20 protein-coding genes and 1 pseudogene are annotated in these 21,250 nt (G+C 64.3%); 9 read left to right on the forward strand and 12 right to left on the reverse strand.

Annotated features, from left to right (window positions below):
- Positions 1-19: 19 nt before the first annotated feature.
- The 3 genes and pseudogenes from ACIPZB_RS05855 to ACIPZB_RS05865 form a co-directional block, all read right to left on the reverse strand.
- Complete coding sequence (locus ACIPZB_RS05855) at positions 20-379, reverse strand: addiction module antidote protein (protein ID WP_400639335.1); 360 nt, start codon at positions 377-379, stop codon at positions 20-22.
- Positions 376-468: pseudogene (locus ACIPZB_RS05860) on the reverse strand (type II toxin-antitoxin system RelE/ParE family toxin); the annotation flags it as partial. The pseudogene ACIPZB_RS05860 and the gene ACIPZB_RS05855, both read right to left, overlap by 4 nt.
- A 106-nt stretch (positions 469-574) precedes the next feature.
- On the reverse strand, positions 575-1,192 hold the full coding sequence (locus tag ACIPZB_RS05865) for a LysE family transporter (protein ID WP_008097339.1): 618 nt from the start codon (positions 1,190-1,192) through the stop codon (positions 575-577).
- A gap of 174 nt (positions 1,193-1,366) precedes the next feature.
- Here ACIPZB_RS05865 and ACIPZB_RS05870 point away from each other — a divergent pair, with 174 nt between their 5' ends.
- From ACIPZB_RS05870 to ACIPZB_RS05885, 4 genes are all read left to right on the forward strand, one after another.
- Positions 1,367-1,558, forward strand: coding sequence for a DUF4223 family protein (locus ACIPZB_RS05870; RefSeq protein ID WP_008097338.1), 192 nt, complete (start codon positions 1,367-1,369; stop codon positions 1,556-1,558).
- 327 nt (positions 1,559-1,885) lie between these two features.
- Complete coding sequence (gene mqo / locus ACIPZB_RS05875; protein ID WP_400639336.1) at positions 1,886-3,523, forward strand: malate dehydrogenase (quinone); 1,638 nt, start codon at positions 1,886-1,888, stop codon at positions 3,521-3,523.
- 262 nt (positions 3,524-3,785) lie between these two features.
- Positions 3,786-4,412, forward strand: a complete 627-nt coding sequence (locus ACIPZB_RS05880) for a hypothetical protein (RefSeq protein WP_400639337.1) — start codon at positions 3,786-3,788, stop codon at positions 4,410-4,412.
- The gene (locus ACIPZB_RS05885) at positions 4,412-5,032 is read left to right on the forward strand and encodes a helix-turn-helix transcriptional regulator (protein ID WP_400639338.1); all 621 of its coding nucleotides are present in this window, start codon (positions 4,412-4,414) and stop codon (positions 5,030-5,032) included. The genes ACIPZB_RS05880 and ACIPZB_RS05885 overlap by 1 nt, the downstream gene beginning before the upstream one ends.
- Positions 5,033-5,216: 184 nt before the next feature.
- On the opposite strand, the gene ACIPZB_RS05890 is transcribed toward ACIPZB_RS05885, so the two are convergent.
- Positions 5,217-5,552, reverse strand: a complete 336-nt coding sequence (locus ACIPZB_RS05890; protein WP_400639339.1) for an ArsR/SmtB family transcription factor — start codon at positions 5,550-5,552, stop codon at positions 5,217-5,219.
- Between the two features lie 50 nt (positions 5,553-5,602).
- On the opposite strand from ACIPZB_RS05890, the gene xenA reads away from it, so the two are divergent.
- Positions 5,603-6,694, forward strand: a complete 1,092-nt coding sequence (gene xenA / locus ACIPZB_RS05895) for a xenobiotic reductase XenA (RefSeq protein WP_400639340.1) — start codon at positions 5,603-5,605, stop codon at positions 6,692-6,694.
- 132 nt (positions 6,695-6,826) lie between these two features.
- Here xenA and ACIPZB_RS05900 read toward each other — a convergent pair whose 3' ends face one another.
- The 5 genes from ACIPZB_RS05900 to ACIPZB_RS05920 form a co-directional block, all read right to left on the reverse strand.
- On the reverse strand, positions 6,827-8,077 hold the full coding sequence (locus ACIPZB_RS05900; RefSeq protein ID WP_400639341.1) for an NAD(P)/FAD-dependent oxidoreductase: 1,251 nt from the start codon (positions 8,075-8,077) through the stop codon (positions 6,827-6,829).
- 3 nt (positions 8,078-8,080) lie between these two features.
- Positions 8,081-9,658: an aldehyde dehydrogenase (NADP(+)) gene (locus ACIPZB_RS05905; RefSeq protein ID WP_400639343.1), complete on the reverse strand. Its 1,578-nt coding sequence runs from the start codon at positions 9,656-9,658 to the stop codon at positions 8,081-8,083.
- A 142-nt stretch (positions 9,659-9,800) separates the two neighbouring features.
- The gene (locus ACIPZB_RS05910; protein ID WP_400639344.1) at positions 9,801-10,748 is read right to left on the reverse strand and encodes a dihydrodipicolinate synthase family protein; all 948 of its coding nucleotides are present in this window, start codon (positions 10,746-10,748) and stop codon (positions 9,801-9,803) included.
- A 55-nt stretch (positions 10,749-10,803) separates the two neighbouring features.
- Positions 10,804-11,730, reverse strand: a complete 927-nt coding sequence (locus ACIPZB_RS05915) for a 4-hydroxyproline epimerase (RefSeq protein WP_400639345.1) — start codon at positions 11,728-11,730, stop codon at positions 10,804-10,806.
- A gap of 119 nt (positions 11,731-11,849) precedes the next feature.
- Positions 11,850-13,466, reverse strand: a complete 1,617-nt coding sequence (locus ACIPZB_RS05920; RefSeq protein WP_400639346.1) for an APC family permease — start codon at positions 13,464-13,466, stop codon at positions 11,850-11,852.
- Positions 13,467-13,842: 376 nt separating this feature from the next.
- Between ACIPZB_RS05920 and ACIPZB_RS05925 the strand changes: the two genes are divergently transcribed.
- Complete coding sequence (locus tag ACIPZB_RS05925) at positions 13,843-14,625, forward strand: helix-turn-helix domain-containing protein (protein ID WP_400639347.1); 783 nt, start codon at positions 13,843-13,845, stop codon at positions 14,623-14,625.
- On the opposite strand, the gene ACIPZB_RS05930 is transcribed toward ACIPZB_RS05925, so the two are convergent.
- A complete protein-coding gene (locus ACIPZB_RS05930; protein WP_400639348.1) occupies positions 14,613-15,500 on the reverse strand; it encodes a LysR family transcriptional regulator in 888 nt (295 codons plus the stop codon). The two genes, ACIPZB_RS05925 and ACIPZB_RS05930, sit on opposite strands and share 13 nt — an antisense overlap.
- A gap of 139 nt (positions 15,501-15,639) precedes the next feature.
- Here ACIPZB_RS05930 and moaB point away from each other — a divergent pair, with 139 nt between their 5' ends.
- On the forward strand, positions 15,640-16,179 hold the full coding sequence (gene moaB / locus ACIPZB_RS05935) for a molybdenum cofactor biosynthesis protein B (RefSeq protein ID WP_400639349.1): 540 nt from the start codon (positions 15,640-15,642) through the stop codon (positions 16,177-16,179).
- An 88-nt stretch (positions 16,180-16,267) separates the two neighbouring features.
- Here moaB and ACIPZB_RS05940 read toward each other — a convergent pair whose 3' ends face one another.
- Together ACIPZB_RS05940 and moaA are read right to left on the reverse strand one after the other, a co-directional pair.
- Complete coding sequence (locus ACIPZB_RS05940) at positions 16,268-17,167, reverse strand: bestrophin family protein (RefSeq protein WP_400639350.1); 900 nt, start codon at positions 17,165-17,167, stop codon at positions 16,268-16,270.
- Between the two features lie 20 nt (positions 17,168-17,187).
- On the reverse strand, positions 17,188-18,192 hold the full coding sequence (moaA, locus tag ACIPZB_RS05945) for a GTP 3',8-cyclase MoaA (RefSeq protein ID WP_400639351.1): 1,005 nt from the start codon (positions 18,190-18,192) through the stop codon (positions 17,188-17,190).
- A 302-nt stretch (positions 18,193-18,494) separates the two neighbouring features.
- Between moaA and ACIPZB_RS05950 the strand changes: the two genes are divergently transcribed.
- On the forward strand, positions 18,495-20,825 hold the full coding sequence (locus ACIPZB_RS05950; RefSeq protein WP_400639352.1) for an FdhF/YdeP family oxidoreductase: 2,331 nt from the start codon (positions 18,495-18,497) through the stop codon (positions 20,823-20,825).
- 303 nt (positions 20,826-21,128) lie between these two features.
- Positions 21,129-21,250 (forward strand): transposase (locus ACIPZB_RS05955; protein WP_400639370.1); only part of this gene is annotated, 122 nt, incomplete at its 3' end.

A 21,250-nucleotide genomic window follows, 5' to 3' on the forward strand; every position in this document is an offset into this window, starting at 1 on the left:
GACTCGCAGGTGAGCGCGGCTATTTGGTCGCAGGCGAAAGAACCGGGTCAGCCAGCGGTTTTACGGTCAGCTCTACACCCAAGGCCAGCATAAGCTTCTGGATGGTATCAAAGCGTGTCTTGCTGCCACCCTTGAAGGTCTTGTAGAGAGACTCGCGATTGACGCCTGCGTCCTGAGCGAGCTTGTTCACGCCTCTCGCCTTTGCCACTTCGCCCATTGCATGCATCAGGACGTGTGTGTCGTTGGTTTTCAGTGCTTCTGCCAAGAATGCTGCAATGGTTTCAGGGCTATCGAGAAAGCGGGAAGCTTCAAAGCGCTGCGTGTTGCTCAGGTCCAGATCGAGGATTGGCATTTCTTCGTGGCTGTATTTATCACTCATCTTTTCCCACCTCGCAGGTTGTCCAGGATTTCCTTTGCTCGTTTGATGCCTCTGCCTTGGTCAGTTTTGTCACTGCCGTAGAGCATCAGCAATTACTAGATGGGGTAACCGACAATTTTACGAATTGGCCTACAGCGTTTCGGCCAAGGCAGGGTTGAAAGCCGTGGTTGAGGCCACGGCCTGTCACTCTAAAATTCAGCGCATCGCCGCCAGCTTGATGCCAAACCCCACCAGGCAAGCCCCCGCCAAACGTTCGAACAGGTTGGAAATACGTGGATTGGCGCGCATGCGCTCGGCCAGGTGGTGGGTCAGCACCACCGCGATCAATCCATACAGGAACGTCACCACCGCCACGGTCGCGGCGAGAAAGCCGAAGGTCACCAGCCCCTGATGCTTCACCGGGTCGACGAACAGCGGGAAGAACGCCATGTAGAACATGATCGCCTTGGGGTTGAGCAGGGTGATGAGCATGGTCTGACGCAGGTAGTGGCCGTTGTCCATGCGGCTGGCGCGTGGGGCACCACCGGGTTTGCTCAGCAGCATGCGCAGCCCGAGGTAGGCCAGGTAGGCAGCGCCCGCCCACTGCACGACGTGGAAGGCGGCAGGGTAGGCCGCGAGCAGGGTGGCAACGCCCGCCACCGCCAGCCACAGCAGCACCTGGTCGCCGAGAATCACCCCGCACGTCGCCGCCAGGCCGGCCTTGATACCGCCCTTGCCGGTGGCGGTGATCAGGGCGAAGTTACCCGGGCCGGGAATGGCCAGCACGATGATGAAGGCAATGACGAACGCGCCGTAATCGGTGACGCCGAGCATGGGGGAACTCCTGTCGTAGGGCAGAGCAAGGGCACAGACAGGAACTATCGTTTGCGCCGGTCTGCTTTTCAACAATAAAGCCAATTGCCTACGAAACTTGGATCCAATGCCTCGGTTCTGTATCATCCCGGCGCCATCAGAAAGATGGCCATGATTCATTTAAAGGACTTAGTAATGAAAAAGCTGTTCAAGGCCACCGTCGCCGTTGCTGTCGTTTCCGGCGTTGCCCTGCTGTCCGGTTGCACGGGTCAAGTCTACAACCAGCAGAAAAACTGCTCGTACGACTACCTGTTCCACCCTTCGGTTTCCATTTCCAAGGTCATCGGTGGCTGCGGCCCGATCGATAAACTGCCTCAGCCGCAGTAATCTTGGCGATACCCTGATCGCGTCGCTTGCGACCTGATCCAAGACCCCCGGTCATGCAGATGCCCGGGGGTTTTTGTTTCTCGGGCGTGACAACCTGCCGCTGGGACAACCTGCCGTCTTGCCTCTGGCCACGCAATTTGTTTGTGCTGGCATTTAAGATACAATCAGCGAAACGATTCAGCCCTGTCGGTCAATTCGACAATAGCCTGGGTCGTTTTCTGTTTCTCTGGCCGCTGAACAAAGACCACAACAAGCCTGCGCGGAAGAACATGAAACACCTGGGCCAGCCACGGGCCCGTCCTCCGTTCTACAGACTGGAATTGATCAATGTTCAAGAAAGCTGGCAAGACCTTGCTGGGTCTGGCTGTTGCGGCGAGCTTCATGCAAGCGCATGCCGCAGAAACCAAGAAAGTCGATGTGCTGCTGGTCGGCGGCGGCATCATGAGCTCCACCCTGGCCGTGTGGCTGCACGAGCTGGAGCCAAGCTGGTCGATGGAAATGGTCGAGCGCCTGGACGGCGTCGCCGAAGAAAGCTCCAACGGCTGGAACAACGCCGGCACCGGCCACTCCGCCCTGGCCGAGCTGAACTACACCCCGGAAGACAAAGACGGCAACGTCAACATCTCCAAAGCCATCGACATCAACGAATCCTTCCAGATTTCCCGCCAGTTCTGGGCCTGGCAAGTGCGCCAGGGTGTGCTGAAGAACCCGCATTCGTTCATCAACACCACCCCGCACATGAGCTTCGTCTGGGGCGATGACAACATCAAGTTCCTCAAGAAACGTTACGACGCGCTGCAGGCCAGCCCGCTGTTCCGCTCGATGCAGTACTCCGAGGACCACGCGCAGATCGCCAAGTGGGTCCCGCTGATGATGGAAGGCCGCGACCCGAACCAGAAGCTGGCCGTGACCTGGTCGCCGATTGGCACCGACGTCAACTTCGGCGAAATCACCCGCCAGTTCGTTGGCCACCTGAAGACTCAGGACAACTTCAACCTGCAGCTGTCCAGCGAAGTCCAGGACATCACCCGCAACGAGGACGGCTCCTGGCACGTCGAGTACAAGAACCTGAAGGACGGTACCGAAACGGCCACCGACGCCAAGTTCCTGTTCATCGGTGCCGGCGGCGGCGCGCTGAAGCTGCTGCAGAAGTCGGGCATTCCTGAAGCCAAGGAATACGCAGGCTTCCCGGTTGGCGGTTCGTTCCTGGTGACCGAGAACCCGACCGTGGCCATGCAGCACATGGCCAAGGCCTACGGCATCGCTTCGACCGGTGCGCCACCCATGTCGGTTCCGCACCTGGACACCCGCGTGCTCGATGGCAAGCGCGTGATCCTGTTCGGGCCATTCGCTACCTTCTCGACCAAGTTCCTGAAGAACGGCTCGTACCTGGACCTGCTGAAAAGCACCACCACGCACAACGTGTGGCCGATGGCCAAAGTCGGTATCGACCAGTACCCGCTGGTGGAATACCTCGCCGGCCAGCTGATGCAGTCTGACGACGACCGTTTCGACGCCCTGCGCACCTACTTCCCGAACGCCAAGAAGGAAGACTGGAAGCTGTGGCAGGCCGGCCAGCGCGTGCAGATCATCAAGCGTGACGAAGAGAAGGGCGGCGTGCTGAAGCTGGGCACCGAAGTGGTGGCCTCGCAAGATCGCACCATCGCCGGCCTGCTGGGTGCATCGCCAGGTGCTTCGACCGCTGCGCCGATCATGCTGACCGTCCTGGAAACCGTGTTCAAGGAGAAGGTCGCGACCCCGGAGTGGCAGGCCAAGATCAAAGAGATCGTGCCCAGCTACGGTACCAAGCTGAATGATTCGGCTGCCGCTACTCAGAAAGAGTGGAACTACACCGCTGAGGTGCTGCAGCTGGCCAAGCCGCCGGTCATCGACCAGAGCGTCGGTACCAGCACTGCTGCCAGCCAGCCGGTAGAGAGCAAGCCTGAGAACGACATGGCGCTGTAAGTAGCAGCCTTGTTGGGATCGAAAGCCACGGGGGTGACCTCGTGGCTTTTTTGTTGTCTGTAGCGGCCCTATCGCCGGCAAGCCGGCTCCCACAGGTACAGCGCCGTTCTCGCGAACAGTGATGAACCTGTGGGAGCCGGCTTGCCGGCGATAGGGCCGCTACAGAAGACCATCGATCGGAAATCCAGCCTCAACCCAATAAAAACATATTTTGATGCTTAAATTAATCTTGTCAGCCGATCCCCTCCAGGAGGGTGCCGTCATGAACCTCAAGATTGTCGCCTTACTGCTGTTCGCCCTGTGCGCCCAACCGGCGTGGAGCGCGAGCTACTCCACCGCAACCCCCGCCGAATCCGCTGCACTGAACACGCGCCTGGCCCTGCGCGACCTGTGGGTCGAGCACATTTTCTGGGTTCGCAACTACGCCGTGGCCAACCAGGCCGGCAATGCCAAGCAGTCTGCCGTCGCCGCCAATGAAGTCGTCGCCGACGCCACCAAGATAGCCAACAGCATCGCCCCGTTCTACGGCCAGCCCGCCGCCGATCAATTGCTCAAGTTGCTCGCCGGCCACTGGGGCGCGATCAAGCACTACAGCGATGCCACCGTGGCCAAGGACAAGAAAGGCCAGCAGGCCGCCGTCGATGAGCTGACCAGCAACGCCAAGGCCATCGCTGCTTTCCTGGCCAAGGCCAACCCTTATTTGCCCGAGCCGACCCTGCTCACGCTGCTCAGCGCCCACGGTGGCCATCACGTTGCCCAGATCGACCAGTTGGCCGCCGGTGACTACACGGGCGAGGCGCGCACCTGGGCGATGATGCGCGAGCATATCCTGGCCTTGTCCGACGCCCTCGCCGGGGCGCTGGTCAAGCAGTTCCCGGACAAGTTCTGATGCTCGAAGGACTGGGCCGTACCCAACAGGACCTGCTCCATGCGTTGTTGCGTCAGCCAACCGGCATGAGCATCGACGACCTGGCGCAGGCCCTGTCCGTCACCCGTACGGCCGTGCGTCAGCACCTGGCCGCACTGGAGCGCGACGGGCTGGTCATGCGGGGTGCTACACGCCCGACCGGCCGACGCCCAGAGCAATTGCACCAGCTGACCGAGCATGGCCGTGAATTGTTCCCCCGCCAGTACCCGCTGCTGGCCAACCTGCTGATCGGTGAAGTGGCCGGTTTGCTGGGCGAGGAGGCGCTGCTGGCGCTGATGCGCCAACTGGGGCGCAAGCTGGCCAAGGATCTGCAGCCCGAGGTGGTCGATGAAGCGCAGATCGTGCAGCACATGAATGCGGCCGGGTATGAAGCCGAAGTGTTCTTTCGCTCAGGCGGGGAACCGCAGATCGTTGCGCACAACTGCGTGTTTCATCACCTGGCCAAGGCGCACCCGGTGGTCTGCGAGCTGGACCTTGCGCTGATCGGGGCCTTGGGTGGGGGAGAGGTGGAGCATCAGGAATGCATGCTGCGCGGCGGCCAGGTGTGCCGCTTCGCGCTACGCAAGCACGACACTCCATAAGGAAATCCCAATCCTTGCGCGATCCCTGTGGGAGCCGGCTTGCCGGCGATGAGGCCGGGGCAGGCACGACACGATAGCCCTGTACAGCCTGTTCGGGCCCTATCGCCGGCAAGCCGGCTCCCACACGAATCGCGCCAGCTTTTAGAAATTGAGCAAGACAGTTGCTCCCACAGTCAGCACCGAATCACTGCTGCCGCAGGATGCACCCCAGCAATCCAGGGAACCGCCCGTCGAGCATTTCACTGCGCAGCGAATTCATATGGGTGGTCCCCACATTGCGCGTATGCACCAGCCCCGCATCGCGCAACACGCGAAAATGGTGCGACATGCTCGACTTCGGCCGGCCACCGTCCAGCTCACCGCAGCTGGCTTCGGCCACGCCCGCCAGGTGGCGCACGATCTCAAGGCGCACGGGGTCGCTCAGCGCATAGAGCACGCGCTCGAGGATCAGGTCTTCGGGGTTGGGATGTTTGTAGGCTCGCATGGTCGTCATGATAACGGGGGTTTCACAAATTGCCATAGTTCGAATATGATCGAACAATCGTATTCGTAAGACCCTGGAGTCTGCTCATGTCTGCATTGTTCGAACCCTATACCCTCAAGGACGTCACCCTGCGCAACCGCATTGCCATTCCGCCGATGTGCCAGTACATGGCCGAGGACGGCATGCTCAACGACTGGCACCAGGTGCATTACGCCAGCTTGGCACGGGGTGGCGCCGGCCTGATGGTGGTCGAGGCCACTGCAGTGGCGCCGGAAGGGCGCATCACCCCCGGCTGCGCCGGTATCTGGAGCGACGCCCATGCCCAGGCCTTCGTGCCGGTGGTGCAGGCGATCAAGGCCGCGGGCTCGGTACCCGGCATCCAGATCGCCCATGCCGGGCGCAAGGCCAGCGCCAACCGCCCGTGGGAAGGTGACGACCATATCGCCGCTGACGATGCCCGTGGCTGGGAAACCATCGCCCCTTCGGCCATCGCCTTTGGTGCGCACCTGCCGAAAGTGCCGCGTGAGATGACCCTGGACGATATCGCCCGGATCAAGCAGGACTTCGTCGATGCCGCCCGCCGGGCGCGGGACGCCGGCTTCGAGTGGATCGAGCTGCACTTTGCCCATGGTTACCTGGGCCAGAGCTTTTTCTCCGAGCACGCCAACCAGCGTACCGACGCTTATGGCGGCAGCTTCGAGAACCGTAGCCGCTTCCTGCTGGAAACCCTGGCTGCCGTGCGCGAGGTATGGCCGGAAAACCTGCCGCTGACGGCCCGTTTCGGCGTGCTGGAGTATGACGGCCGTGATGAGCAGACCCTGGAGGAGTCTATTGAGCTGGCGCGTATGTTCAAGGCTGGTGGCCTTGATCTGCTGAGTGTGAGCGTCGGCTTCACCATTCCTGAAACCAGCATTCCTTGGGGCCCGGCGTTCATGGGGCCGATTGCCGAGCGCGTGCGCCGCGAGGCAGGGTTGCCGGTGACTTCGGCGTGGGGCTTTGGTACGCCGCAGTTGGCGGAAGCGGCGCTGCAGGCCAATCAGCTCGACCTGGTGTCGGTGGGGCGTGCGCATTTGGCCGACCCGCATTGGGCGTATTTTGCGGCCAAGGCGTTGGGCGTGGATAAAGCGGCGTGGACGTTGCCTGCGCCGTACGCGCATTGGCTTGAGCGTTATCGCTGAGTGAAGGCGGGGCTGCTGCGCAGCCCAATCGCCGGCAAGCCGGCTCCCACAGATTCCGCGCCGATCTTGAGGGTAGCGCTGTACCTGTGGGAGCCGGCTTGCCGGCGATTGGGCCGCACAGCAGCCCCTGTCTCAGAACCGATCCAGCCGATAAGCCCCAAGATCAGCGCCTGCCTCCCGCTCAGCCAATCGCCCCACCCATTGCGCCGTCACCGCCGCCTGGGTCAACCCCAGGTGCTGATGCCCAAACGCAAGCAACACCCGCCCATCGCACACCCGGTCGATCACCGGCAACGAATCCGGCAGCGAAGGCCTGAACCCCATCCACGGCGTCGCCCCCTCGATCTCCAGATCCCGCTTGAACAACCCCTTGCTCAGCCGGTGCAGCTGCCACGCCCGTTGCATGCTCGGTGGCGCCTCCAGCCCGGCGAACTCCACCGTGCCAGCCAAACGCAACCCGTCAGCCATCGGTGTCATGATGAACTTGCGCTCCAGCGAGGTCACCGCGAACGGCAGGCGCTGGTACTCGCCAGGCAACATCAGGTGATAGCCGCGCTCGGTGTCCAGGGGCACGCGCTTGCCCGTCAGCGTGGCCGTCAGTTGCGCAGAATGGGCGCCGCAACTGATCAGCACCTGGCGCGCACTGAAGATGCCCCGGTCACTGGCCAGCTTGACGCCCTGACTGTCCAGTTGCCCGCCGTCGACCTGCCCCTGGGCGAAACGCACGCCACTGGCCTTGGCCGCCTCGAACAGTTCGCAAACCACCCGATAGGGGTCCAGAAAGTGCCCGGTACGAGGGAAGAACAGCCCGCCGAGCAGCGAAGGGTTCAGTTGCGGCGCGGCTTCGTGCACAGCGCCGGCAGACCACATGTCCACCGCCACATCCTGTTGCTGCATACGTGTGCGCAAGGCTTCCAGTGCCTGGCGCGACTCGGGCCGTTCGAACACCAGCAGCGAACCATCCTCCTTGAACAGGTCGCTACGCCCGATCGAGCCCAGCAAGCGTTGCCAGGCCCCGAGGCTGCCCTCGTTCAACGCGCGAATACCCGACACGCTGCGCTGGAACGGGGCCGGACGCAGATTGAGCAGCAGGCGGGTGAACCAGGGCAGCGCTTTTGGCAGGTACTTCCAGTCCAGCCGCAGCGGGCCCATCGGGTCCAGCAGCATGCGTGGCAGGCGCTTGAGGATCGACAGGTCGGCGATGGGGAACACCTGCTCGGTGGCCAGGTGCCCGGCATTGCCGTAGGACGCGCCGTGGCCCGGCGCCTGGCGGTCGATCAGCAGCACCCGGTGGCCCTGGCGGGCCAGTTGCAGGGCGCAGGCGACGCCGACGATGCCGGCGCCTACCACGGCGATATCGGTTTCAGGGGAGGCATCGAGCATGATTCAGCGTTCCCGCTTGCCGTCGAGCAAGCGCCGCAGCTGCAGCGGGTTGCCGTGCTTCAACGCCTGCGGTAGCAGGGCGTCCGGGAAGTCCTGGTAGCACACCGGGCGCAGGAAGCGCAGGATCGCCGCCGTGCCCACCGAGGTGCTGCGGGCATCGGACGTGGCCGGGAACGGCCCGCCGTGGACCATGGCATCGCACACTTCCACCCCCGTTGGCCAACCGTTCACCAGAATGCGTCCGGCTTTGCGTTCCAAGGTCGGCAGCAGGGCGCGGGCGTTGTCCAGGTCGCCGTCGTCCAGGTGCAGGGTGGCGGTCAGCTGGCCTTCCAGGTGCTCGGCAACCTGGTGCACTTGCGCGTCGTTTTCACAGGCGACCACCAGCGAGGCGGCGCCGAACACTTCGGCCTGCAGCGCCGGGTCGGCGAGGAATGCACCTGCCTGGGTAACGAACAGCTGCGCCTGGCACTGGTTGGGGCCTTGCGGCGGCTGGCCGCTGGCGGCGACCTGGGCATTGGCGTTGTCGGCCAAGGCAGCGATACCGGCTGCATAGGCGCTGTGGATACCAGGGGTGAGCATGGTCTGCGAAGCGGCTTGGCGCACGTGCTCGCTGGCAGCGGCAATGAAGCGCTGCAACGCCGGCCCCTGGCGGGCGATGACCAGGCCAGGATTGGTGCAGAACTGGCCGGCCCCCTGGGTCAGCGAAGCGACGAAGCCTTGGGCCAGCGACTCGGCCCGGGCCTGCAGGGCCGCATCGAAGAGGAACACCGGGTTGATCGAACTCATTTCCGCATACACCGGGATCGGCTCCGGGCGCGCCTGGGCGGCCTGGCACAGGGCAATCCCGCCGCTGCGCGAACCGGTGAAGCCGACGGCCTTGATGCGCGGGTCGCTGACCAGGGCAATGCCGACTTCACGGCCTGCGCCATACAGCAGCGAGAACACGCCTTCGGGCAGCCCGCACAGTTGCACGGCGCGGGCCACGGCCTGGCCGACCAGTTCGCTGGTGCCGGGGGGGGCACCGTGGGCTTTCACCACCACCGGGCAACCGGCCGCCAGGGCCGAGGCGGTGTCGCCCCCGGCCACCGAGAAGGCCAGGGGGAAGTTGCTGGCGCCGAATACGGCGACCGGGCCCAGGGCCACCTGGCGTTGGCGCAGGTCGGCACGGGGCAGGGGCTGGCGGTCGGGGAGGCGGTTGTCGACCCGTACATCCAGCCATTCGCCGTCGCGCACCACGCGGGCGAAGGTCCGCAGTTGTGTACAGGTGCGGCCGCGCTCGCCCTGTATACGTGCCTTGGGCAGGCCGCTTTCGGCCACGGCGCGGTCGATCAGGGCGTCGCCCAGCGCCTCGATCTGTTCGGCGATGGTGTCGAGAAACGCTGCACGTTGCTCGAGTGAAGTCTCGCGGTAGCGGTCGAACGCCGTCCAGGCCAGGGCGCAGGCCTGGGCAACGTGCTCGCCGGTGCCACCGGCGTAAGCGGGTTCCAGCGTATGGTTGGTGGCCGGGTCGATGGCGCGGATGGCTGCTTGGCTGCCGGGCACGGCGCGCTGGCCGATCAGCAGGTTGCCTGTCAGGGACATGGGGCGTCCTTAGGGGTTGGGTTCAGGAAAGCGGGCCGCTGCGCGGCCCAATCGCCGGCAAGCCGGCTCCCACAGGGTCATCGCAGGTTTCAGGCTGTGGGAGCCGGCTTGCCGGCGATGGGCTGCAAAGCAGCCCCCCGGATCAGGCCAGGTTCTGCTCGGCCGACCAGTTGGCGTACCAGCTGCGGAACAGCGCGTACTGCTGCTCGGCGTAGTTGCGCTGGGCATCGGTGAGCGCGTCGGTTTCATTGAAGTGCAGGCTGTACTCGGTGTCGCCGTTGAGCACCATCAGGTGCTTGTAGTACAGCACCAGGTCGCAGCCTTCATCGAACGACGACAGCACCGCCAGCGCCGACTCCAGCTCACGCGCCAGACGGCGGGCCCGGGCATCGCCCTTGGCGGCCTGCTTGCTCAGCCTCACCAGTTGCAGCACTTCACGCGGCAAGGCGTTGCCGATGCCGGTGATGGCGCCAGTAGCGTTGCAGTTGACGAAGCCATGCACCACCTGGGTGTCGACGCCGACCATCAAGGTCACGTCGTCATCCTTGGAGGTGATGTGCTCGGCGGCGTAGCGCAGGTCGGCGCCGCCACCGAATTCCTTGAAACCGATCAGGTTCGGGTATTCGCGGCGCAGTTCGAAGAACAGGTCGGCGCGGGTGGCGAAGCCGTAGTAGGGGCTGTTGTAGATCACCGCCGGCAGCTTCGGCGCGGCCGCGAGGATCGCCGAGAAGTGGTGCTTCTGGGCGATCAGAGAAGCACCGCGCGACAGCACACGGGGGATGACCATCAGGCCGGCGGCGCCGACCTTGGCGGCGTGGGCAGCATGGGCCACGGCCTCGCGGGTGTTCACCGCGCCGGTGCCGACGATGGTCGGGATGCCGGCGGCCACCAGGCGCGCCACGCCTTCCTGGCGCTCGGCCTCGGTCAGCAGCGGCCAGTCGCCCATCGAGCCGCAGTACACCACCGCGCTCATGCCGGCTTCGATCAGCTCAAGGCCCTTGCGCACCAGGGCGTCGAAATCCGGTTTGCGCGCAGCGGTGCACGGGGTCATCAGGGCGGGCATGCAGCCAGTGAAGATGTTGTCGCTCATGGGTGTCACTCCTTGCAGTATTCAGTCGGGGTTGCGAAGAAAAAGGCCAGGGGCGTCAGATACCCCAGGCAAACGGATCCTGTTCGTCGATCAGCAGGGTGCTGTCGGCGGTCATGTAGGCGCGGCCAGTGATGAACGGGAGAATGCGCTCGCCCTCGCGCTGGTAGCGGCCGTGGAACTGGCTGCCGGTGATGCTGGCCTGGACCCAGGTCTGGCCTTCGGCGAGCTTGCCGTCGGCGGCCAGGCACGCCAGCTTGGCGCTGGTGCCGGTGCCGCAGGGGGAGCGGTCGTAGGCCTTGCCGGGGCACATGACGAAATTGCGGCTGTCGGCGTTGGCGTCATCGGCGAACAGCTCGACATGGTCGATGAGGGCGCCGTGCTCGCCGGTGATGCCCTGGGCTTCGAGGGCCTTGAGCATGGCCCAGGTGTACTCGGTGAGGGCTTCGCGGTTGTCCAGCGCGATGCGCTGGCCATGCTCGGACACCAGGAAGAACCAGTTGCCACCCCAGGCGATGTCGCCGTGCACCACGCCATGGCCTGGAACGTCCACCGGCACCTGCTGGCGGTAGCGGTAGGCCGGTACGTTGCCGACGGTGACCGCACCGTCTTCATGCAGGGTGGCGCTGACCTGGCCGACCGGGGTGTCGATCTTGTGCACGCCGGGCGCGATCAGGCCCAGGTGCTGCAGCGAGGCGACCAGGCCGATGGTGCCGTGGCCGCACATGTTCAGGTAGCCGGTGTTGTTGAAGAAGATCACCCCGCAGGTGGCGTCGGCCGACACCGGTGGGCAGTACAGCGCGCCAACCAGCACGTCGTTGCCACGTGGCTCCAGCAGGCAGGCACGGCGCCAGTCGTCGTGCAGTTCGCGCAGTTCGTCGCGCTGCTCGGCCATGCTGCGGCCGTTGAGGGTGGGGAAGCCCTTCATCACCAGGCGGGTCGGTTCGCCTCCGGTGTGGGAGTCGATGACGTGAACGTGTTTCATGGACATCTCCGAGTGTGTGGTGCGCTTGCGGGCCTCATCGCCGGCAAGCCGGCTCCCACAAGTAATGTGCACGCCGAACCCTGTGGGAGCCGGCTTGCCGGCGATAGGGCCAGCAGCCTTCAAGAAGCCAGTGCCGCCGGGCGCTTGCCTACATGCACCTCGTGGCTGTTTTCGCTTTCATCCTCGCCCTCCAGGCGCACCAGGTGAGCCGGCACCCCGGTGGCCGCGCCCCAGTAGTAGATGCCCAGTGCACAGGCGGCCACGGCAAGGGTGTCGAACGGGTGAGCAAGCACGCCCAGGCCGCCAAAGCTCCCCAGCCAGGACAGCAGGATGGTCACTGCGTAGAAACCGATCAGCCAGGCTGACGAGCGCACTTGTTGAGCCAGCGACAGGTGCTGGGTAGGTACGAAACGGGCACACAGCAGGTACAGCACGAACATCACGATCTGCAGGGCCAGCAGCCACGACACGGTGTTCCAGCCGGACCAGTAGACGATCAACGCGGCGATGATGAACGACAGCGGGCCGAGCACGCCCATGCCCATGACCCGGAACGGGCGCGGCATGTCTGGTGCGTTGCGGCGCAGGGCGGCGACGGTGACCGGGGCCACGGCGTAGCTCAGCACCAGGGCGGCGGAAACCACGTTGATCAGCGCTTCCCAGGACGGGAACGGCAGGGTCCAGAACACCGACAGGCCAAAGGTCAGCCACAGGGCAGGGCGCGGGATGCCGGATTGCTCGTCGATACGGGTGAAGTACTTGAAGAAGGTACCGGTCTGCGCCCAGCCATAGACCACGCGCGGGGTGGCGTTCATGTAGATGTTGCCGCAGCCGCTGGGCGAGATCACCGCATCGGCCACCACCAGGTAGGCCAGCCAGCCGACGCCCAGGGCCAGGGCGATGTCACGGTAGGGCAGGGCCAGTTCCTTGGTCACGCCGGCCCAGCCGTTGGCGAGCATTTCGGTCGGGATGCTGCCGAGGAAGGCCAGTTGCAGCAGGGCATAGATCGCGGTGGACAGCAGCACCGAGAGGATCAGCGCGATCGGGATGGTGCGCTGCGGGTTCTTCACTTCGCTGGCCACCGAGATGATCGGCGTCAGGCCTAGGTAGGCGAAGATGATGCCACCGGCCGACACCGCCATTTCCACGCCCGACAGGCCGAACGGGGCAAACCCTTGGACCTCGAAATTCTCAGGCTTGAAGAAGGTGAACAGCACGCCGATCACCAGCAACGGCACGATGAACTTGAACACGCTGACCAGGTTGTTGGCCTTGGCGAAGGTCTTCACGCTGCGGTAGTTGAGCAAGAAGAACAGCCCCAGCAAGGCGAACTGCACCAGCCAGCCGAGCACGGTGGGGTCGCTGGAGCCGGCCTTGGTCAGCCCGGGAAACCAGGCGGCGGCGTACTGGCGGGAGGCGACCACTTCGATGGCGATCAGGCTGGAAAAGGCGATCAGCGTGATGAAGCCCATCAGGTAGCCAAGCAGCGGGCCGTGCGAATACACCGGGTAGCGCACCACACCGCCGGCACGCGGCAGGGCGGCGCCGAGCTCGCAGTAGACGATGCCCAGCAGCAACACGGCGAAACCGCCGAGGAACCAGGAGAGGATACCGGCGGGCCCGGCGATGGCCGACACGTGGCTGGCGGCGAACAACCAGCCGGAGCCGAAGATGGCGCCGAGGCCGATGAAGGTGAGGTCGAGCAATGACAGCTGTTTCTTGAATTTGCCTGACATGGGTGCGCCTTTTTGTAGGTTTTGGATAGGCAGGTCTGATGTCACGTGATACGGCTTTTACAGCCGCGCTCTTGTCGGTAGGGGCGGCTTGCGTGGGGCATAGAGTGGACCGGGCGGGGGCGTCGGTTCTTGATGGTTTTCTGCAAGCTGGATGACGAAATCGGCACAGTTGCAGAAAAGGCTGGCAGCCGGGTGGGCTCGGTGGATAGGCTGGAGGGCCTGCAGGGTAAGGGCTGGAGAGATATGTTGGGCATGCTGCCGCAATCGCTGGCAAGCCAGCTCCCACAGGTATCCCGTCGAACCTGAGGTGTGTGGAGTACCTGTGGGAGCCGGCTTGCCGGCGATTGCGGCGGTAAAGACAACAGAGAACCGACAGATGACAACCGAGCCCCTGGCAACCCTCTACCAGTCCCTCGCCCAGCACCGCCCCGCCACCCTCGAGGCGTTGCTCGCCGGTGTCTCCCTGCTGCTGCCGATCCTCGACGCCATCCCCAACGCCGCGATCTTCATCAAGGACCCCGACGCCCGCTACGTGCTGGCCAACACCACGCTGGTCCAGCGCTGCGGCCTCAAGCGTCTGCAGCCGTTGCTGGGCAAGACCAGCGCCGAGGTCTTCCCGGCGCAGCTGGGGCCCGGCTACACCGAGCAGGATCGCCGAGTGTTGCAACAGGGCATGGTGCTGGAGGACCAGCTGGAACTGCACCTGTACGGCAGCCGCGAACCCGGCTGGTGCCTGACCCACAAGCGCCCGCTGTACAACCCCGCGGGCGCGATCATCGGCCTGGTGGGCATCTCCGTCGACCTGCAGTCAGCCGCCGACACCCACCCCGCCTACCAGCGCCTGGCGGCCGTGGACGAGCACATCCGCCGGCATTTCCACCAGCCGATCAGCATGGGCGAACTGACCCGCATCGCCGGGATTTCCGTGGCGCAGTTGGAGCGCTACTGCAAGCGGGTATTCCACCTCACGCCGCGGCAGATGATCCACAAGGCCCGCCTGGAGCAGGCCCATCGCCTGCTGCACAGCGACCTGCCGATCACCGAGGTGGCCCTGCAATGCGGCTACACCGACCACAGCGCGTTCAGCCGGCATTTCAAGCAACTGACGGGTTTTACCCCTCGCCAGTACCGCCAGGCGACGGCGCTTCAGGAGGCTTGAAAGAGGGCGCGCGCCTCGGTGAAGCACTGCTCGGCAATCGCCGAGCGCGGCTCGCTGCGGCGCAGCAGCAGGCCGACCGGGCTGTGGATGCTGGCGTCGGCGATGGGGATGATGCGCAGGTGTTCGCTCAAGTCTTCCAGCCCGAAGTTCAGCGGCATCACCGCGCAGCACACGCCGGCGGTGATGGCCTGGATCAGCTGGAAGCTGGAGTCGCTTTCCAGCACGGCCATGGGTTCCAGGCCACGGCTGCGTAAGCTCAGGTCCAGCGACTGGCGGTAGTGCATGCCCTTGCTGAGCAGGCCCAGCGGCAGGTCGGCCAGTTCGCTCCATTGCAGTTGCGGCGTATCGAGCTGGAAGTGCCGGGTATCGTGTAACAGGCCCATGGTGGTGGTGCCCAGCTCGATCACTTCGAAGAAACTGGCGTTGACCTGGTCCAGGTAGCAGATCCCCAGGTCGAGCTGGTTGCGGCTCAGGCCATCCATGATCTGTTCGGTGCTGTGCGTGCTGAGCTGGTACTGCAGCTCGGGGTATTTTTCGCGCAGCGGCATCAGCAGGCTCATGGTGTTGAAGCTGGCCAGCGGCACGCTACCCAGGCGCAGGCTGCCGACCACCTGGCCACGGCAACTGGCGGCCTCGGCCTGCAGGCCGTCATGGGCGGCGAGCAGGGTTCGGGCCCAGGCCAGGATGCGCTCGCCGGCCTCGGTGAAGCCTTCGAAGCGTTGCCCGCGCTTGACCAGCATCAGGTCCAGCTCGTCCTCCAGGTTGCGCAGGCGCATGGACAGGGTCGGCTGGGTGATGTGGCACAGCGCCGCGGCCTGGCCGAAGTGGCGGGTCTGGTCGAGGGCGATGAGGAACTTGAGCTGCTTGATGTCCATGGGGGGGCCTGGGGTTGGTTGGGCAGACCTTAACCAAGTCTGCGATAGATGTCATTGATCGGCTGGTTCGCCATATCGATTGGACGCCTCGGCGCTGCGGCCCTAGCGTGGCGGCACAGCCCATTCAAGGAGCCCTACCGTGCGCGTCAAACCCGACGCGGTCTTCGTACCGCTCAACATCGCCGTGCTGACTGTCAGCGATACCCGTACCTTCGACAACGACACCTCCGGCGAACTGCTGGCCAGTCGTTCGGTGCAGATCGGCCATCGCCTGGTGGCGCGGGTGCTGCTCAAGGACGATCTGTACAAGATACGCGCCCAGGTCGCCACCTGGATTGCAGATGACCAGGTGCAGGTGGTGCTGATCACCGGCGGCACCGGCTTTACCGGGCGTGACAGCACGCCGGAAGCCGTGCAGTGCCTGTTCGACCGGGCTATCGATGGCTTTGGCGAGCTGTTCCGTGCGCTGTCGATTCTCGATATTGGCTCCTCGACCGTGCAAAGCCGCGCACTGGCGGGCATGGCCAATGGCACCCTGGTGTGCTGCCTGCCAGGCTCGACCGGGGCTTGCCGGACGGCCTGGGAGGGGATTCTGGTCGAGCAGCTGGATGCGCGGCATATGCCCTGCAATTTTGTGAAGCATCTGAAGCCTATTCAAGCCTGCGAGAGTCGGGGCTGACCGCACTGGCCCTATCGCCGGCAAGCCGGCTCCCACAGGTACGGGGCAAGCACTTCCTGTGGGAGCCGGCTTGCCGGCGATAGGGCCCTCAATTCAACACATGATCCACTGGCTGCAACGCCGGTGGCAGCGGCTCCACCCCCAATGCCCCCAGCACATCACGCTCGACCGTGCGCACCATGGCATCCATCGGCAGGTCGTTCTCGTCCCGCCCGAACGGGTCCTCAAGCTCGTTGCCAATCGCATCCAGGCCAAAGAAGGTGTAGCCGACGATGGTGGTGAACAGCGGTGCCAGCCAACCCAGCGGCTCGGCCAGGGCGAATGGCAGCAGCAGGCAGAAGATGTAGATGGTGCGGTGCAGGAGCAGGGTATAGGGGAAAGGCAGCGGCGTCCCCTTGATGCGCTCGCAGGTGGCCTGTACCTCGGTCAGGCCGGCCAGGCGCTGCTCCAGCAAGGTGTAGCGCCATTCGCTGATGCCTTGCTGCTCGGCCAGGCGTGAACATTGCTCGCCCATCTCGCGCAGGATGCCGTCACAGACGTTGTGCACAGCCATTGGCGCCGCGTCGCCCAGCCACGGCCTTGCGGCGCTTACTTCATCTTCGCTGCGCAACCGCGCACTCAGCGCATGGGCAAACCCGCACAGGCTGCGCAACAGCTGGTCGCGCAGCTGGGCATCGTCGATCACCACGCTTTCGCGCACGAACGAGCGGGTTTCGATAATCAACTTGCCCCAGGCCTTGCGCCCTTCCCACCAGCGGTCGTAGCAGGCGTTGTTGCGAAAGCTCATGAAGATCGACAGCGACAGGCCGAGCAAGGTGAAGGGCGTGGCACTGACCGGGTAGAAGAATGCCGGGAAGTGACGTTCGACCAGCACGATCAGCGCAGCCAGCAAGGTGACCATCAGGCAGCGCATAGCGATGCGCTTTACGATCGATCCCTTGAGGGTGAACAGAACACGCAGGACATCGGAATGGGGGTGGACGATCATGGAATTCCAATGGCAGCGGGTCAGCCGCCGGTCATGTTCATGAAGCGCAGGATCTGCACATCGCCACCCACTTCGAAGTGGTGGCGGTAGGGCTTGAGGTGCAGCGAGTCGCGGATGGCTTTTTCCAGACGCTCGGCATTGCCCGGGTGAGCCCGCAGCACTTGCTTGAGGTCCACCGAATGTTCGTTGCCCAGGCACAGCAGCAGGCGGCCTTCGACGGTCAGGCGCACGCGGTTGCAGGTGGCGCAGAAGTTGTGGCTGTGCGGCGAGATGAAGCCGACGCGGGTGTGCGCGGCTTCAGCCAGGCGCCAGTAGCGTGCCGGGCCCTGTGACGATTCGGTCGACTCGATCAAGGTGAAGTGCTCGGCCAGGCGCGCGCGCACTTCATCGCTGGAGCAGAACGACTCGCCGCGCTCATGCTCGCTGATCACCCCGAGCGGCATTTCCTCGATGAAGGTGATGTCCAGTTCGCGGTCGATGGCGAAGCGCACCAGATCTACCAATTCATGGTCGTTGCGGCCCTTGAGCACCACGCAGTTGAGCTTGATGCGCTGGAAGCCGGCACGGCGTGCGGCGTCGATGCCGGCGATCACCTGCTGCAGGTCGCCGGTGCGGGTCAGTTGCTTGAAACGCTCGGCATCCAGGCTGTCGAGGCTGATGTTCAGGCGCGACAGCCCGGCATCGAACAGCGGTTGGGCCAGGCGCCCGAGTTGCGAGCCGTTGCTGGTCATGCACAGTTCACGCAGGCCGGGCAGGGCGGCGATACGCCCGCACAGGTCGACGATGCCCTGGCGCACCAGCGGCTCGCCACCGGTCAGGCGGATCTTGCGGGTGCCCAGGGCGACGAAGCGCTCGGCCACCTGAAATAGTTCTTCAAGGCTGAGGATCTGCTGGCGCGGCAGGAACTGCATGTCCTCGGCCATGCAGTAGACGCAACGGAAGTCGCAGCGGTCCGTCACCGACATCCGCAGGTAGTCGATTTTGCGGTTGAAGCCGTCGATCAGGGGGCGGCTGGTCTGTTCCACGTGGGCGCTCGGCAGGGTTGGGGTGTTAGGTTCAAGCTATTACCTGCCGGGCCCCCCGTCAAATTGCTTTGCCCGACTGTTCGATCAATATCCTCTATCACGGCTGCAGCCCTTGTATCTCGAAGCCTTGATCGCGTTACCCGCGACTTGAAAAACGCGAGCATCAAACCATGATCGACGCGGTTTATCACGCCGTAGGCCATATCGATTGGACGGCTCTACGCCGCCCTCCCTAGGCTGGAAAAAAGCACCGGGCGACGACCCGCTGCATCTTTTACACGCCCGCGTGAGGATTCACCCGCATGAGCCAGGACCAACACATCAGGGACTACAAAGGCCCCGCCGCCGGCTGGGGTGCGCTCAAGAGCGTGACCAAGAGCTGGCTGGGCAGCGAGAACGCCTTCAAGAACCTGCGGGCCATGCTCAAAACCAACCAGAATGGCGGATTCGACTGCCCGGGCTGTGCCTGGGGCGAGTCGCCGGAAAGCGATATGGTCAAGTTCTGCGAGAACGGCGCAAAGGCGGTCAACTGGGAGGCCACCGGGCGTTCGGTGGACCCGGCCTTCTTCGCCAAGTACAGCGTCAGTGCCCTGGCCGAGCAGACCGACTACTGGCTCGAGTTCCAGGGCCGTCTGACCCACCCCATGCGCTATGACGCCGCCACCGACCATTACGTCGAAACCACCTGGCAAGAGGCGTTCGCCCTGGTCGCCCGGCACCTGCAGGCGCTTGACTCGCCCGATCAGGCCGAGTTCTACACTTCGGGGCGGGCCAGCAACGAGGCGGCGTTCCTGTACCAGCTGTTCGTGCGCGCCTACGGCACCAACAACTTCCCCGACTGCTCGAACATGTGCCATGAAGCCAGCGGCGTGGGCATGTCGGAAACGCTCGGGGTAGGCAAGGGCACGGTGGTGTTCCATGACCTGGAGCTGGCCGACGCGATCTTCGTCATCGGCCAGAACCCCGGCACCAATCACCCGCGCATGCTCGAACCGCTGCGTGAAGCGGTCAAGCGCGGTGCTCAGGTGGTGTGTTTCAACCCGCTCAAGGAGCGTGGCCTGGAGCGCTTCCAGCACCCGCAGCACCCGTTCGAAATGCTCAGCAACGGCTCCGAACCGACCACCAGCGCCTACTTCCGCCCAGCCTTGGGCGGCGACATGGCGGCCATGCGCGGTATCGCCAAATACCTGCTGCAGTGGGAGCGCGAGGCCCAGGCCAAGGGCGAGCCGGCGGTGTTCGACCATGCCTTCATCGCCGAGCACACCCGTGGCGTGGACGCCTACCTGGAAGCGGTGGACGCCACCCCGTGGGCGCATATCGTCGAGCAATCGGGCCTGACCCTGGCCGAGATCGAGCTGGCCGCGCGCATGTACCGAAAGGCCGAGCGAGTGATCATGTGCTGGGCCATGGGCGTGACCCAGCACCGCCACTCGGTGGCGACCGTGCAGGAAATCGTCAACCTGCAGCTGCTGCGCGGCAACGTCGGCAAGCCGGGGGCCGGGCTGTCGCCGGTGCGTGGCCACAGCAACGTGCAGGGCGACCGCACCATGGGCATCGACGAGAAGCCCAGGGCGGCGCTGCTCGATGCCCTGGAAAAACGTTTTCACTTCCGCGTGCCACGTGCTCACGGGCATAACGCGGTGCTGGCGATCAAGGCCATGGAGGAGGGGCGAGCCAAGGTGTTCATCGGGCTCGGTGGCAACTTCGCCCAGGCCACGCCGGATACGCCACGCACCCACGCGGCCCTGCGCAACTGCGCGCTGACCGTGCAGATCTCCACCAAGCTCAACCGCTCACACCTGGTCACCGGCCGCGATGCGTTGATCCTGCCTTGCCTGGGCCGTACCGAGATTGACCTGCAGGACGACGGCCCGCAGGGGGTGACCGTGGAAGACACGTTCAGCATGGTGCACATTTCCCACGGCCAGCTTCGCCCGCGTTCGCCGCACCTGCGTTCGGAACCGTGGATCGTGGCCGGCATGGCCAAGGCCACCTTGGGCAACAAGCCGATCGACTGGGAATATGCGGTCGCCGATTACAGCCGTATTCGCGCGATGATCGCCGATGTCATCCCGGGCTTCGCCGATTTCAACGAGCGCCTGCAGCATCCGGGCGGCTTCCACCTGGGCAACAGCGCGGCGCAACGCAATTGGCGTACCGCCACCGGCAAGGCGCGCTTCAGCCCCAGCCCGCTGCCTGAGCAACTGGTCAATGCCAAGGTGCTGGCGCGGGGCGACAAGCCAGACCTGATCCTGCAGACCATGCGCTCGCATGACCAGTACAACACCACGCTGTACGGGCTCGATGATCGTTACCGCGGGGTGTTCGGCTTGCGTGAGGTGGTGTTCGTCAGCGAGGCGGACATCCGTCGCCTGGGCTTCGAGCCGGGCGAGCACGTGGACCTGGTGTCGCTGTGGGAAGATGGCGTGGAGCGGCGGGTGTCGGGGTTCCGGCTGGTGCCTTATGACATTCCGGATGGGCAGGCGGCGGCGTATTACCCGGAGACCAATCCGCTGGTGCCGTTGGACAGTTATGGGGAAGGGACCTATACACCGACTTCGAAGTTTGTGGCGATTCGGTTGGAGAAGGCCAAGGTGGGGAACCGGATCGAGGCGGTGCTTGCTGTTGATTGATGGGTTGCCTGTGCTGGCCCTATCGCCGGCAAGCCGGCTCCCACAGGGATATCACAACCCTTGAGGCTTGCGCTGTAGCTGTGGGGGCCCTATAGAGATATCACAACCCTTGAGGCTTGCGCTGTAGCTGTGGGGGGCCATAGAGATATCACAACCCTTGAGGCTTGCGCTGTAGCTGTGGGAGCCCACAGGGATATCACAACCCTTGAGGCTTGCGCTGTACCTGTGGGAGCCGGCTTGAACTGGCCTAATGACCCCGGACACCTCTTAAGGGCGATATGATTCGCCCAATCAGGAGGTTCCATGCAAGAACGAAAGACCTATACCCGCGAGTTCAAGCAACGTGCTGCAAGCATGGTTCTTGATGACAACTGCTCGATCCCTGACGTCTGCGCATCGATGGATGTCGGCCCAACGGCGCTGCG

This window comes from Pseudomonas sp. NPDC089396 (genome assembly GCF_044749545.1).
Taxonomy (GTDB): Bacteria; Pseudomonadota; Gammaproteobacteria; order Pseudomonadales; family Pseudomonadaceae; genus Aquipseudomonas.

Bases quoted from the DNA above. Each gene is read 5' to 3' on its own strand.
- ACIPZB_RS05855 (WP_400639335.1), bottom strand. From the start codon at position 379: ATGAGTGATAAATACAGCCACGAAGAAATGCCAATCCTCGATCTGGAC.
- ACIPZB_RS05865 (WP_008097339.1), bottom strand. From the start codon at position 1,192: ATGCTCGGCGTCACCGATTACGGCGCGTTCGTCATTGCCTTCATCATC.
- ACIPZB_RS05870 (WP_008097338.1), top strand. From the start codon at position 1,367: ATGAAAAAGCTGTTCAAGGCCACCGTCGCCGTTGCTGTCGTTTCCGGC.
- mqo (WP_400639336.1), top strand. From the start codon at position 1,886: ATGTTCAAGAAAGCTGGCAAGACCTTGCTGGGTCTGGCTGTTGCGGCG.
- ACIPZB_RS05880 (WP_400639337.1), top strand. From the start codon at position 3,786: ATGAACCTCAAGATTGTCGCCTTACTGCTGTTCGCCCTGTGCGCCCAA.
- ACIPZB_RS05885 (WP_400639338.1), top strand. From the start codon at position 4,412: ATGCTCGAAGGACTGGGCCGTACCCAACAGGACCTGCTCCATGCGTTG.
- ACIPZB_RS05890 (WP_400639339.1), bottom strand. From the start codon at position 5,552: ATGGCAATTTGTGAAACCCCCGTTATCATGACGACCATGCGAGCCTAC.
- xenA (WP_400639340.1), top strand. From the start codon at position 5,603: ATGTCTGCATTGTTCGAACCCTATACCCTCAAGGACGTCACCCTGCGC.
- ACIPZB_RS05900 (WP_400639341.1), bottom strand. From the start codon at position 8,077: ATGCTCGATGCCTCCCCTGAAACCGATATCGCCGTGGTAGGCGCCGGC.
- ACIPZB_RS05905 (WP_400639343.1), bottom strand. From the start codon at position 9,658: ATGTCCCTGACAGGCAACCTGCTGATCGGCCAGCGCGCCGTGCCCGGC.
- ACIPZB_RS05910 (WP_400639344.1), bottom strand. From the start codon at position 10,748: ATGAGCGACAACATCTTCACTGGCTGCATGCCCGCCCTGATGACCCCG.
- ACIPZB_RS05915 (WP_400639345.1), bottom strand. From the start codon at position 11,730: ATGAAACACGTTCACGTCATCGACTCCCACACCGGAGGCGAACCGACC.
- ACIPZB_RS05920 (WP_400639346.1), bottom strand. From the start codon at position 13,466: ATGTCAGGCAAATTCAAGAAACAGCTGTCATTGCTCGACCTCACCTTC.
- ACIPZB_RS05925 (WP_400639347.1), top strand. From the start codon at position 13,843: ATGACAACCGAGCCCCTGGCAACCCTCTACCAGTCCCTCGCCCAGCAC.
- ACIPZB_RS05930 (WP_400639348.1), bottom strand. From the start codon at position 15,500: ATGGACATCAAGCAGCTCAAGTTCCTCATCGCCCTCGACCAGACCCGC.
- ACIPZB_RS05940 (WP_400639350.1), bottom strand. From the start codon at position 17,167: ATGATCGTCCACCCCCATTCCGATGTCCTGCGTGTTCTGTTCACCCTC.
- ACIPZB_RS05950 (WP_400639352.1), top strand. From the start codon at position 18,495: ATGAGCCAGGACCAACACATCAGGGACTACAAAGGCCCCGCCGCCGGC.